The sequence below is a fragment of the Streptococcus sp. CCH8-C6 genome (genome assembly GCF_001557225.1).
In the GTDB taxonomy this organism is placed as follows: Bacteria; Bacillota; Bacilli; order Lactobacillales; family Streptococcaceae; genus Streptococcus; species Streptococcus sanguinis_C.
The window spans coordinates 18832-32405 of sequence record NZ_LSJN01000005.1 but is presented as its reverse complement, the minus strand read 5'-3'; the positions used below and the strand labels follow the sequence as shown (position 1 = coordinate 32405).

Here is a 13574-nt window from a genome sequence, read left to right as displayed (position 1 = left end):
TCGACGAGTCTCGCATAGTGAGTAGTTATATGTTTTTATTATACTCTCAGGAGCACATCATGAGATTGAAAGAAATTAAAAATTTAAACCAACTATCTAAATTGTTAGAAATTGATAGGAATACTTTGAATAGTTTGTTAAATAGTGAATATCGTGAAAAACTTTATAAGGTCTATTCAATTCCTAAGAAAGACGGTTCTGAAAGACAAATATGTGCACCGCAAGAGCCTTTAAAGAGTATTCAAAAAAGAATATCAGAACTTTTGTGGCGTGAGCAACTATGGATAAATCATGAAAAAGAAGAACAATATATCAAAAAAAATAAAATGATTAGAGAGGAAAAACAAAGATATATTTCATTCACAGAAACCATTGAAGATTATAATAGTGGTTATAGATTAACATTAGAATTAAAAAAGAATTATAGATTTCAAAATAATACTATTCAGGGTTTTGAGAAAGGAAAAAGTATTCTTACGAATGCGGCTTTACATAGAAAGAAAAAATATATCATTAATATTGATTTAAAAGATTTTTTTGATAGTTTTACATTCTACAGAGTTCGAGGATATTTTGAACACCATAAAGATTTTTTATTGTCCAGAGAAATCGCAATGACGTTAGCTAATTTGGTTTGTTATAAATCAAAATTACCTCAAGGTGCGCCTAGTTCACCAATATTAACAAATATGATTGGTAGAATTCTAGATTCTCGTATTAGAAAACTTTGTAAAAAATTTCGATTAAAATATACCAGATATGCGGATGATATGACTTTTTCGACAAATGATGATGATTGTTTTGCTAGAGTAAAAGACTTTTTGCATGAGCTAAATATTATTGTGGAAGATGCAGGATTTACTGTTAATGATAAAAAATCGAGAATATGTTACTGGTACTCTAGACAGACGGTGACAGGCCTGATAGTAAATAAAAGGATCAGTGTTTCAAAAAAATATTATAAAGCAACAAGAGGAATGGCACATCAATTATATATAGGTAGGGAAGTTTATGTAAATAAAGAAAAAGTTGATAATCCGATAAAAATTTTAAGTGGACGCTTTGCTTTTATTAATCAAGTGGATCAGTATAGTGATAATATACTAGGACTGGAAAGAAATATTTTTTCTACAAGAGAAAAAACATTTCAACGTTTTCTATTCTACAAATATTTTTATGGTATTGATAGACCAATGCTTGTTACTGAAGGGAAAACAGATATACGTTATATCAGAGCTTCCCTAAAAAAATTGAATAAAAAATTTCCAGAACTTATAAATCTTGAAAATGATGGAAAAGCCAAATACAGCATTACTTTTTTTAAAAAATCTACTGTACTTGAAAAATATTTGGGATTAAATAAACATGGTGGGTCGATTTTTGAAAAGATTTGGAATTTATATTTGAATAATAACCTTTTCAATAATAAAAATTTTGGTGATATTTATAATTATTTTAAAAGGATAGGTTCTCCATATAAATCTCCTGTTATTATGCTTTTTGATAATGAATTAGATGAACCAGACCGGCCAATTAAGCAATTTCTTGATAAATACAAAAGAATGGCTAAAAAAATATTTGAAAAAGAATATGAAGAAAGCAAACGTAAAAAAATTCAGAACTTGAAACTAGATGGTAAGACATCTGAAGAAATAAAAAAAGAAATAAAAAATTTTGAAACAAAATTTTGTGATGAGAAAAAAGAAAAATTTAAAGAAGAACTCAGAGAAAGAGAATGGATTCATATAAAAGATAATTTGTATTTGATGTTAATCCCTGATATTGAGTCGGGTACTAATAATTCTGATATAGAATCGTTGTTATTATCAGATGATATAAAGAAAGTAGATAGAATACTAGAAAAAGAATTTAATTCTTCTGACAAGGATTTTGTTGAGAAAAGAAATTACGGTAAGAATCATCTCTCAAAGCATATAATGTATAATTATCAAAATTTTTCTTTTCAAAATTTTGAAAACTTATTCGAAAATATAAAATCTATTATTCAAGATAATAAAAACAGAGTAAATAAAAATAAACTTTACAAATTCCATAGAATCAAATAGCCCTGTGATTGCAGTCACAGGGCTTTGTAGAGTTTAAAAATAGATGTCAAGTCTTTGTTAATTCAAGTATTTATCCACATAATCATCAAAATCAGGATACTCATTTCGGTTCATGGCATAGAGCATTTCCCCATAGAGAGGGTCACTAGACGGGTCATCAGGTTCTAGAAGAGTAGCTATTTTCATATCATCATCTGGGAAAAGGATGGTGTAGTGATAGGTATCGCTGACAGTGATACTGTAATATTTGGTGTTATCTTGATAGCCTGACTTATCTATCTTATAGTGAAATTCTTTATCACCTAGCTTGCCGGTCTTGTCATTGAAGACAATGTCAATGTCCTCGCCGTTTGCTTTCTGAGCCTTCCATTTTCCCTGGAAGCTAGTGTGCTGACCGCAGGCGCTGAGAAAGATTAGTGTTAAGAAAGTGGTGAAAAGCAATGTCAGTTTTTTCATATCGTTCTCCTTGTCTATCCTTTGATATTATTCTACCACAAATGTTAAAAATAAAAAAGTTGAGTTGGTAAACTCAACTTTTGCACAGTAGGTCTGTATCTGAGCTACTTATTCTGCAGCTTGAGCCCAGCGTTGGGATAGCTTGCGCGAGAAGCTGGAAATGGCGAAGTTAATCAGGAAATAGATGGCTGCTACTAGTAGGTAGAGAGCGAAGACTTGTTCAGCTTCAAAATAGCGTCCCATCAGAATTTGAGCAGAACCAAAAAGTTCTTGGAGCGCAATAACAGAATAGAGCAGGCTGGTATCCTTAATCACTGTGACAAACTGAGAAATGATGGCTGGCAGCATTTTCCGAATAGCCTGAGGTAGGATGATATAACGCAGTATCTGAAACTGAGTAAATCCTTGAGATAAGCCAGCTTCAGTCTGACCTGGGTCAATGGCATTGAGACCGCCTCGGATAATTTCTGCCAAAGCAGCAGAAGTAAAGACAGTGAAGCTGATGATACCAGCTGGCGTTGACTTAATCTGAAAGACTAAAAAGATAGTGAAAATCCAGAGCAAGTTGGGTACATTACGGACAAATTCGATGTAAATGCTGGCAATCAGCTTGAGCAGTTTATTTTTTCCATTTCGCATGACTGCTAGAATAGTTCCAAAAATCGTGGATAGGACAATGGAAATGAAAGAAATTTGCAGTGTCAGCCAGAGCCCCTTAAGGATAAAGAGGAGGTTGTTTGCGGTTAAGACTTTTAAAATATTTTCCATAGAGACCTCCTTAGATGCTGTAAGCTTGTTTATTGGCTTCCTCTACCTTTCGTCCCCAGCTAGCGATTGGGAAGCAAAGGAGGAAGTAGAGCAGAGCTGCTCCAGCAAATGCTGGGATGTAGTTGGAGTTCAGAGCAGACCAAGACTTGGTCACGAACATCAGATCCATACCAGAGATAATAGCGACGGTAGAAGTGTTTTTTATCAGATTGACGACCTGATTGATTAACGGTGGCAGGATAATCCGAAAAGCTTGGGGCAGGATGATATATCGCATAGTTTCTACATAGGTAAAGCCCTGAGATAGTGCAGCTTCGGTCTGCCCGCGAGGAATGGACTGGATACCTGAGCGGATGACTTCGGCGATATAAGCACCGTGATACAGTCCTACACAAAGGACAGCAGTCCAATAGATTGAGGGCATGATGGTGTAATTGCTGACTAGCGGAAGACCGTAAAAGACAATTACAAATTGCACTAAGAGTGGTGTATTCTGATAAAACTCAACAAAAACACGAGCTAGACCACGTAGAACTTTGCGCTTACCTGTGCTGATAGCTCCAAAGAAAATCCCTAGTAGAAGAGCCAAGGTCAGGGCACCGATAGAAATAGCTAAGGTAAAGAGGAATCCTTGGAAAAACTTGCCAAAGTCCGCAAAGTAGGCCTGCCAAGAAGAAATACTAAAACTCATGGGGTCTCCTTTCTAATCATCTGTTGAAGCAGATGGTTTTAAATCATATTTGTCATAAATTTTCTGTAGACTGCCGTCTTCCTTCCATTTAGAGATTAGGCCATCTACATAGTCATTCAATTGAGTATTGGATTTTTTTGTTACCACACCATAATCGGCTTTTTTGAAGCTGTAATCCAGAATGTTTGACTTGGAACTTACATAGCCGGTCAGGATGGACTTATCAACAGAAATGGCATCAATACGGTGAGCCCGCAAGGAAACAGCAAGTTCCGGGTAGGAGCCTAACTCCACATATTTGAAGTTGAGCTTTTTCTCTTGAGCGATTTCTTCCAGCAAGGTCTGAGTAATAGAGCCTTGGACGACGCCGATAGTCTTGTTATTCAAGTCCTTGACGTCTGTAATTTTGCTGGATTTATTAACTAGAAAACCAGAAGCATCTGTGTAGTAAGGGGTTGTAAAATTATAGATTTCCTTACGCTCATCTGTGATGGTAAAGGTCGCAATGACCATGTCAACTTGTCCGTTGTCCAGAAGTGGTCCGCGAGTTTGTGCGGTAACTGGAACGTAGTTGATTTTGACGCCTAGTTCCTTAGCAATCTTCTTTGCAATATCGATTTCTAGACCGCTGTAAGTATTGCTATCTGGATTGAGGTAACCAAAGTTAGGTACATCCTGCTTGACACCGACATTGAGAACACCGCGTTTCTGGATAGCCTTGACCTGTTGGCTGGTACTGGAATCGGCTTGTGCGGGAGCGGCATGGATTAAGCCTAGAGTCAGAAGGAGTAAGAGTAGGCTGATGAGTATTTTTTGTAATTTCATAGTTCTTCTCCTTTCTAAGAAAGCACGTTATCACTCTCGTGGTTGATAATTTTACTGAGAAACTGCTTAGCGCGAGGTTCGGTAGGATTGTCAAAGAAAGCATCAACATCAGTAGTATCCACCAGCACCTCACCGTCTGCCATGAAGATAATGCGGTCAGCTACCTCACGGGCGAAGCCCATCTCGTGTGTGACCACAATCATGTTCATGCCGTCTTTGGCTAATTTTTGCATAACAGCCAGAACATCCCCGATTGTTTCAGGGTCTAGGGCAGAAGTTGGTTCATCAAAGAGCAGGAGCTCAGGGTGCATAGCTAAACCGCGGGCAATGGCAATCCTTTGCTTTTGTCCACCGGACAGCATGCCTGGGTAAGAGTCTTTCTTGTCCCACATGTTGACAAATTCTAGATATTTTTGAGCGATTTTTTTAGCTTCTTGTTTATCCATTCCTAGAACTTTAATAGGCGCCAAGGTAACATTTTCTAACACCGTTTTGTGGGGGTAAAGATTAAAATGTTGAAAGACCATTCCGACTTCTTTGCGTAAGTTAACCAGATCTTTGGCAGCAGTGTTCGTGACCTCGTGGCCATTGACGATCAAGCTTCCCTGGTCAATGCCTTCTAAAGCGTTGATTGTACGGATAAGAGTAGATTTTCCTGAGCCGGATGGTCCCAGCAGTACAACTACTTGCCCTTTTTCAAAACTGAGATTGATATTGCGCAGAGCATGGTAGTCTCCGTAATACTTTTCGACATTTTTAAATTCAACTAAAGCCATATCTTTCTCCTTTGTGTTAGATAATATGACATAGATTTTACCATAGAATAAATAAACTGTCAAATTGAATAAAAATGACTATTTTTATTCAGAGAGATTTTTTTTTGATGAGAATCATCCATTTTCTACAAATGTGGAATAAAAATGGCTTGAATTAGTGTTTTTTAAGAAAACTTTGGTATAATAAGACTATATAAATAAATAAAATTGGATTGGGAGTCTAGCTATGCAAACTAGATTGCCTTTTGCACGTTTTGATGCAGGACGACTTAGCTGACTATGTCACAACTTTTCTATCATGGAGTTGATTGAATCCCAATCTTATGTTAAGGTGAACATATGAAGAAAATATTAGTTGTAGATGATGAGAAACCAATCTCAGATATTATTAAGTTTAATATGGCCAAGGAAGGCTATGAGGTTTTGACTGCCTTTGATGGCAAGGAAGCTTTGGAAATGTTTGAAGCAGAACAGCCAGACATCTTGATTCTGGACTTGATGCTGCCAGAAGTGGACGGACTGGAAGTTGCTCGGACTATTCGCAAGACCAGCAATGTGCCGATTATTGTATTGTCTGCTAAGGACAGTGAGTTTGACAAGGTTATCGGTCTTGAAATTGGTGCAGATGACTATGTGACCAAGCCTTTCTCAAATCGTGAGCTGCAGGCGCGGGTCAAGGCACTTCTTCGTCGGGCTGACCTTGTTGTGGAAAATCAAGTAGAAGAAAGTGGCCCGAACGAGTTGACCATTGGAGAACTGCAGATTTTGCCAGATGCTTTTGTTGCTAAGAAGCATGGCAAGGAGCTGGAGCTGACCCACCGCGAGTTTGAACTTCTTCATCATTTGGCGACACATATCGGTCAGGTGATGACACGTGAGCACTTGCTGGAAACAGTATGGGGCTATGACTATTTTGGCGATGTCCGTACAGTGGATGTGACCATTCGCCGCCTGCGTGAAAAGATTGAAGATACGCCAAGCCGACCTGAGTATATCTTGACTCGCCGCGGAGTTGGCTACTATATGAGAAATAATGATTGAAGCAATTAAACAATTTGTGATTTCTGCGGATTTTGTCTTTGCAATCATTATTATCGGCTTCATTGTAGTTGTTGCCTTGCTTTTATTGGAAAATCGCCGCGATAACCAAAAGCTTGTACAGCTTAATCAGAAGGTTAAAGATTTGATTGCAGGGGACTATTCTGAAGTGCTGGACATGCAGGGAAGTCCGGAAATCACAGATATGACCAACAGTATCAATGATCTTTCAGAGGTCATTCGACTGACACATGAAAACCTTGAGCAAGAAACAAAACGCCTTTCCAGTATCCTGTCCTATATGACAGATGGCGTGCTTGCGACCAACCGCCGGGGGCAGATTATCACTATCAACGATATGGCAACCAAGCAGTTGGGAGTTAAGAGAGATGAGGTCCAAAATATGAGTATTTTGGATCTGCTTTCGATTTCAGACGAGTATGATTTGCGGGATCTGATTACCAATGTTCCTGAGCTGACGATTGATTCTCAGGATGAAAATGGTGAGTACTTGAGCTTACGGGTTCGCTTTGCCTTGGTAAGGCGGGAGTCGGGCTTCATTTCTGGTTTGGTAGCTGTCTTGCATGATACGACCGAGCAGGACAAGGAAGAGCGGGAGCGTCGCCTCTTTGTCTCTAACGTCAGCCATGAGTTGCGGACTCCGCTGACCAGTGTTAAGTCCTATCTGGAAGCCCTGGATGAGGGAGCCTTGTCTGAGCCAGTAGCGCCAGACTTTGTCAAGGTATCGCTCAATGAAACCAACCGCATGATGAGGATGGTGACGGACTTGCTTAGTCTGTCACGCATTGACAACGAGACCAGCCATCTGGAAGTGGAGCTGACGAATTTCACGGCCTTTATCACCTTTATCCTCAATCGCTTTGACAAGATAAAAAATCAAGACGAAACTAAGAAATATGAGATTATCCGTGATTATCCTATAACACCGATTTGGGTGGAGATTGATACAGATAAGCTGACCCAGGTGATTGATAATATCATGAACAATGCCATCAAGTATTCACCAGATGGTGGAACCATTACTGTTTCCATCAAGACAACTGATGAGCAGTTGATTCTCTCGATTGCAGATGAGGGACTGGGGATTCCCAAACAAGACTTGCCTAAGATTTTTGACCGCTTTTATCGAGTGGACAAGGCACGCAGCCGTGCACAGGGTGGAACGGGTCTAGGGCTGGCTATTGCCAAGGAAATTATCAAGCAGCATCAGGGCTTTATCTGGGCTAAGAGTGAGTATGGTGTGGGCTCGACCTTTACCATTGTCTTGCCTTATGAGAATGATGGCGTTCGGGATGACGACTGGGATAATGAAGATGATATATAGAAAGTAAACATGACTAAAGGATTTCAATACAGTATTCTGGCGTCAGGATCAAGCGGTAACTGTTTCTATCTGGAAACAGATCAAAAGCGGATTCTGGTTGACGCTGGCTTATCAGGCAAGAAAATTACGAGCTTGCTGGGCGAAATTGACCGCAAGCCTGAGGATTTGGATGCTATTTTAGTGACTCATGAGCACAAGGATCACATTCATGGTGTTGGTGTATTGGCTCGCAAGTATCATTTAGATATTTATGCTAATGAGTCCACTTGGAAGGCTATGGAAAAGGATTTGGGCAAGCTGGATGCTAGTCAAAAGCATATCTTTGAATTGGGCAAGACCAAGACCTTTGGAGACTTGGATGTGGAGAGCTTTGGTGTCAGTCATGACGCAGCCTGTCCGCAATTTTACCGCTTCATGAAGGATGACAAAAGCTTTGTCATGCTGACGGATACGGGCTATGTCAGTGACCGGATGGCTGGGATTATCGAAAATGCCGACGGGTACCTGATTGAGAGCAACCATGATATTGAAATTCTTCGCAGCGGCGCTTATCCTTGGAGCCTTAAGCAGCGGATTCTGTCGGATATGGGTCACTTGTCCAATGAAGACGGTGCGGAGACCATGATTCGGACTCTAGGCAATCGCACCAAGCGAATCTATCTGGGACATCTCAGTAAGGAAAATAATATCAAGGAATTAGCTCACATGACCATGGTCAATCAACTGGCTCAAGCCGATATGGCAGTCGGCCACGACTTCCAGATCTATGATACCTCACCGGATACCGCGACACCTTTGACGAGTATTTAAACACCAGACCGAAAGGTTTGGTTTTATTGCTCTAGTGCGGTATCCATTATATATTTAAAAAGTAACGGTTTTATTTTGCAAAGGAGCTTGTATGCGACCAATTTACTTTGTGGTAGGTCTCTTATCTTTAGGGTTAGGAGTTTTGGGGATTTTTCTACCTCTCCTACCAACGACACCATTTCTTCTCTTGTCCATCGCCTGCTTTTCGCGCAGTTCCAAGCGCTTTGAGAATTGGCTCTATCATACAAAGATGTACCAAATCTATGTGGCAGATTTTCGAGAGACGGGAACGATTGCCAAGGAGCGTAAGAAAAAGATTATCGTTTCCATCTATATCTTGATGGGGATTTCCATTTTTCTAGCGCCTATTATTTGGGTTAAGATTGGACTGTTGGGTCTGACCATTTTTATCACCTATTATTTGTTTAAAGTAATTCCGGACAAGGAATAGAAATCACTGTCAGCAGGTGCGTTTGCGCCTGTTTTTTGTTATAATAGAGACTGTATATCTTTGGAAAGGAAAAGGTATCATGCTGCTTATCTGACTGAAGTCAGCATGATGTAAAATAGTAATGGAAAATTTGAAAAAAGCATTGCTGGAGCAGTTTGACTTGGTTTTCTCTGATGAGACCTTGTTGGAAACGGCTTTTACTCATACGAGCTATGCCAATGAGCACCGCCTCTTAAAAATTTCACACAATGAGCGCTTGGAATTTTTAGGAGACGCTGTTCTGCAACTGATTATTTCGGAGTATCTTTATACCAAGTATCCTAAGAGACCAGAGGGCGACTTGTCCAAGCTGCGTTCCATGATTGTTCGGGAGGAGAGCCTGGCAGGCTTTGCCCGTGATTGTCAGTTTGATCATTTTATCAAGCTGGGACGCGGTGAGGAGAAGTCTGGCGGCCGGAATCGTGATACGATTTTAGGAGATTTGTTCGAGGCCTTTTTAGGCGCCTTGCTCTTAGATAAGGGTGTGGAAGCAGTCAAAAGCTTTCTCTACCAAGTCATGATTCCCAAGGTGGAAGCGGGAGATTTTGAGCGGGTGACGGACTATAAGACCAAGCTGCAAGAGTTGCTGCAGATTAATGGTGATGTGGAAATTGCCTATCAGGTCGTCTCTGAGACAGGGCCGGCTCATGCCAAAAATTTCGAGGTGGCTGTTCTTATCAATGGCCGCAAGTCCGGTCAAGGCCAGGGGCGTTCTAAAAAGCTGGCCGAGCAGGAAGCTGCTAAAAACGCATTTGAAAAGGAAAGTTCTTCATGTTTTTAAAGGAAATTGAAATTCAGGGCTTCAAGTCATTTGCTGACAAGACTAAAGTTGTCTTTGATCAGGGAGTGACTGCGGTTGTTGGGCCAAACGGTTCCGGCAAGTCCAATATTACGGAGAGCCTGCGCTGGGCCTTGGGAGAGTCCAGTGTGAAAAGTCTGCGGGGCGGCAAGATGCCCGATGTGATTTTTGCGGGAACAGAAACCCGCAAGCCCCTTAATTACGCATCAGTGGTAGTGGTTCTGGACAACAGCGACCAATTTATCAAGGATGCTGCCAATGAGATTCGGGTGGAGCGTCACATTTACCGCAGCGGTGATAGTGAGTATAAGATTGACGGCAAAAAAGTCCGTCTGCGCGATGTCCACGATCTCTTCATGGATACTGGGCTGGGACGAGATTCCTTCTCCATCATTTCCCAAGGGAAGGTTGAGGAAATCTTTAACAGCAAGCCAGAGGAACGCCGGGCAATTTTTGAAGAAGCTGCTGGAGTGCTTAAGTATAAGACACGTCGTAAGGAAACGGAAAGCAAGCTTAGTCAAACTCAGGATAATTTGGACCGTCTGGAAGACATTATCTACGAGCTGGAGAGCCAGGTCAAGCCATTGGAGAAACAGGCTGAAACTGCTAAGCGTTTCTTGAGTCTGGATGGCCAGCGCCGAGAGCTTTACTTGGATGTTTTGGTCGCTCAGCTGACAGCTAATAAGGAAAAGTTGACCAAGGCTGAAGAAGATTTAACGAATATCCAGCAGGAGCTGGCAGCCTACTATAGCAAGCGCGATAAGCTGGAAGTTGAAAACCAAACCTTGAAGGCCAAGCGCCATGAGCTCAATCAAACTTTGTCTGATGATCAAGCTAGTTTGCTGGAATTGACCCGCTTAATCAGTGATTTGGAGCGTCAGATTGACCTTTCTAAGTTGGAGTCCAGCCAGGCAGCGACGAGCCGTCGGGAAAATGAAGAACGCTTGGCTGCTCTGTCAGAAAAACTGGCTCAGATAGAAAGCAACATAGAAGACAAGCAGGCTGAATTGAGCCAAATAGCTGCCAAACTGAGTGACAATGAGCAGTCTATCGCTGCTTTGGAAGCAGAATTAGCAGACTTTTCAGATGATCCAGATCAGCTGATTGAGCATCTGCGTGAGCAGTATGTCAAGCTCATGCAGGAAGATGCAAATCTTTCTAATGACTTGACTTCTCTGGAGAGCCAGCTGGCTAGCGAGCTTAAATTGGCTGAGAGTAAGAAAGCAGACTATGCTAAGCTGCAGGCTGATTTGGAGGCTAGCCAGACTCAGGAGCAAGCTGGTTTGGAGGAGTTAGAAATTGCTCGCCAAGCCCTCAAGAATCTACTAGCAGATTACCAGAGTCAGATCCAGTTGGTAGAGAAGCTAGAGGCTGACTATAAGCATCAGCAGACTAAGATGTTTGAGCTTTTGGACGACCTCAAAAACAAGCAGGCACGTTCTAATAGTTTGGAAGCCATTCTCAAAAATCACAGCAATTTCTATGCTGGGGTCAAGAGTGTGCTGCAGGAAGCTGGCCGTCTAGGTGGCATTGTTGGAGCAGTTAGCGAAAAGCTTAGCTTCGATCCCCACTATCAGACAGCGCTGGAAATTGCGTTGGGAGCCAGCAGTCAGAATATCATCGTAGAAAATGAGGCGGCTGCCACTCGGGCTATCGAATTTCTGAAGAAAAATCGGGCTGGCCGGGCAACCTTCCTGCCTTTAACAACCATCAAGCCGCGTCAGCTGCCTGACCATAACCGTGCTACGATTGAAAAAAGTGCTGGTTTTCTGGGACTGGCTTCTTCCTTGGTCAGCTATGAATCTTCATTAGACAGCATTTTTCAAAATCTGCTGGGAACGACCGCTATTTTTGATACAGTGGAGCATGCCCGAGCAGCAGCTCGCCAAGTGCGCTATCAGGTTCGCATGGTGACTCTGGATGGAACAGAGCTTAGGACTGGCGGTTCTTATGCTGGTGGTGCCAACCGCAATAACAATACCATCTTTATCAAGCCGGAGCTAGATGCTTTGCTTGAGGAGATTAAGCAGAAAAATGCCAGCTTGAAAGAGCAGGAAGAAGCGGTGCAAATTCTGCAAAACCAGCTAAGTCAGGCCAAGCAGGTATTGGAACAAATCAAGACAGACGGTGAGCAGGCTCGCTTGGCTGAGCAAAAGGCTAATCTGGCCTATGAACAGTTAGCCAAGCGTGTAGAAGAGCTCACAAGTCTGAAAAATCTACAGGAACAGGAGTTGGCTGGTCAATCTGCTTTGGATATTTCAGAAGAGAAAGACCGACTGCAGACCCGCTTGACTGAGATTGAGCAAGAAAAAGCAGACATCACTGCAGAAATAGAGCAGGTTAAGTCGAACAAAGATGCAGTTCAGGCTCGTTTTGACAAGCTTTCCTCTCGTCTAGCTGAACTCAAGCTCCAGCGAACAGAGTTGACCTCCAACCAACGTTTTGAAAAGAATGACTTGGAGCGTCTGTCCGAGGAAAAAGCCAGCCTTGCAAAAGAGCAGGCGACCTTGGAACTCTTGATGGAGCAAAAGGAGCAGTCCAGCTTGCAGAAAGTGGATATTACAATCCTGGAAGAGCAATTAGAGACAGCCAAGCAAGAAAAGACTGAGCTAGATCAAAGACTGATTCGTCTGAAATTTGAGCTTGAAGATTTAGAAGGTCAGTCTGACGATATTGCCAGTCGTTTGGAGCAAGCCCGCCATCAAAATGAAGAATTGATTCGCCGGCAGGCCAAGGCAGAGGCAGAAAAGGATAAGCTCATGGATGTCATGCGCCGTCTGGCAAGCAATCTGACAGATGACTATCAAATGAGCTTTGATGAAGCAAGCAGCCAGGCTCGTCCGTTAGAAAGTTTACCAGCTGCTGAAAGTCAGGTTAAGGATCTGGAAAAAGCCATTCGAGCTTTAGGTCCAGTCAATCTGGAAGCAGTTGAGCAGTTTGAAGAAGTCAGCAACCGTTTGAGCTTCCTCAACGAGCAACGAGACGATGTCCTATCAGCCAAAAATCTGCTCTTAGAGACGATTGAAGAGATGAATGACGAAGTCAAGGAACGCTTTAAATCAACCTTTGAAGCCATTCGTGAAAGCTTCAAGGTGACTTTCCGTCAGATGTTTGGCGGTGGTTCGGCAGACCTGATATTGACGGAGGGAGACTTGCTGACTGCTGGTGTAGAAATCTCCGTACAGCCACCGGGCAAGAAGATCCAGTCGCTCAATCTGATGAGCGGTGGCGAGAAGGCCTTGTCGGCTTTAGCTCTGCTCTTCTCTATCATCCGCGTTAAGACCATTCCTTTTGTCATCTTGGATGAGGTGGAAGCAGCGCTGGACGAGGCGAATGTTAAACGCTTTGGGGATTATCTCAATCGATTTGACAAGGACAGTCAGTTCATCGTGGTCACTCACCGTAAGGGAACTATGTCAGCTGCAGACTCTATTTATGGAGTTACCATGCAGGAATCTGGGGTTTCCAAGATTGTCTCGGTCAAGTTAAAAGATTTAGAAAGTATGTAAA

12 protein-coding genes are annotated in these 13574 nt (G+C 41.9%); 7 read left to right on the top strand and 5 right to left on the bottom strand.

Features of this window, described 5'->3' with window-relative positions:
- Positions 1 to 59 precede the first annotated feature (59 nt).
- On the top strand, positions 60 to 2066 hold the full coding sequence (locus AX677_RS00270) for a retron Ec67 family RNA-directed DNA polymerase/endonuclease (protein WP_060975757.1): 2007 nt from the start codon (positions 60 to 62) through the stop codon (positions 2064 to 2066).
- Between the two features lie 57 nt (positions 2067 to 2123).
- Here AX677_RS00270 and AX677_RS00265 read toward each other — a convergent pair whose 3' ends face one another.
- The 5 genes from AX677_RS00265 to AX677_RS00245 all read right to left on the bottom strand — a co-directional run bounded on the left by AX677_RS00265 (position 2124) and on the right by AX677_RS00245 (position 5582).
- Positions 2124 to 2522, bottom strand: coding sequence for a hypothetical protein (locus AX677_RS00265; protein ID WP_002918684.1), 399 nt, complete (start codon positions 2520 to 2522; stop codon positions 2124 to 2126).
- Between the two features lie 108 nt (positions 2523 to 2630).
- Positions 2631 to 3290 (bottom strand): amino acid ABC transporter permease, encoded by a 660-nt coding sequence (locus AX677_RS00260; protein ID WP_002912899.1) that lies wholly within the window; start codon positions 3288 to 3290, stop codon positions 2631 to 2633.
- Positions 3291 to 3300: 10 nt separating this feature from the next.
- Positions 3301 to 3981 carry an amino acid ABC transporter permease gene (locus AX677_RS00255; RefSeq protein ID WP_060975756.1) on the bottom strand — a complete coding sequence of 227 codons (681 nt, stop codon included), beginning with the start codon at positions 3979 to 3981 and terminating at the stop codon, positions 3301 to 3303.
- Positions 3982 to 3993: 12 nt separating this feature from the next.
- Positions 3994 to 4806, bottom strand: coding sequence for a transporter substrate-binding domain-containing protein (locus tag AX677_RS00250; RefSeq protein ID WP_060975755.1), 813 nt, complete (start codon positions 4804 to 4806; stop codon positions 3994 to 3996).
- 14 nt (positions 4807 to 4820) lie between these two features.
- The gene (locus AX677_RS00245; protein WP_002920730.1) at positions 4821 to 5582 is read right to left on the bottom strand and encodes an amino acid ABC transporter ATP-binding protein; all 762 of its coding nucleotides are present in this window, start codon (positions 5580 to 5582) and stop codon (positions 4821 to 4823) included.
- 339 nt (positions 5583 to 5921) lie between these two features.
- Here AX677_RS00245 and yycF point away from each other — a divergent pair, with 339 nt between their 5' ends.
- The 6 genes from yycF (at position 5922) to smc (ending at position 13573) form a co-directional block, all read left to right on the top strand.
- Positions 5922 to 6623, top strand: coding sequence for a response regulator YycF (yycF, locus tag AX677_RS00240; RefSeq protein WP_002894937.1), 702 nt, complete (start codon positions 5922 to 5924; stop codon positions 6621 to 6623).
- Complete coding sequence (gene vicK, locus AX677_RS00235; RefSeq protein ID WP_002899938.1) at positions 6616 to 7965, top strand: cell wall metabolism sensor histidine kinase VicK; 1350 nt, start codon at positions 6616 to 6618, stop codon at positions 7963 to 7965. Before yycF ends, vicK begins: the two co-directional genes overlap by 8 nt.
- A gap of 9 nt (positions 7966 to 7974) precedes the next feature.
- Positions 7975 to 8775 carry an MBL fold metallo-hydrolase gene (locus tag AX677_RS00230; protein WP_060975754.1) on the top strand — a complete coding sequence of 267 codons (801 nt, stop codon included), beginning with the start codon at positions 7975 to 7977 and terminating at the stop codon, positions 8773 to 8775.
- A gap of 91 nt (positions 8776 to 8866) precedes the next feature.
- Complete coding sequence (locus AX677_RS00225) at positions 8867 to 9226, top strand: DUF454 family protein (RefSeq protein ID WP_004192874.1); 360 nt, start codon at positions 8867 to 8869, stop codon at positions 9224 to 9226.
- A 121-nt stretch (positions 9227 to 9347) separates the two neighbouring features.
- Entirely contained in the window at positions 9348 to 10046 is a 699-nt protein-coding gene (gene rnc / locus AX677_RS00220) for a ribonuclease III (protein ID WP_002913383.1), read from the top strand.
- Positions 10037 to 13573 carry a chromosome segregation protein SMC gene (smc, locus tag AX677_RS00215; protein ID WP_060975753.1) on the top strand — a complete coding sequence of 1179 codons (3537 nt, stop codon included), beginning with the start codon at positions 10037 to 10039 and terminating at the stop codon, positions 13571 to 13573. The genes rnc and smc overlap by 10 nt, the downstream gene beginning before the upstream one ends.
- Position 13574 lies beyond the last annotated feature (1 nt).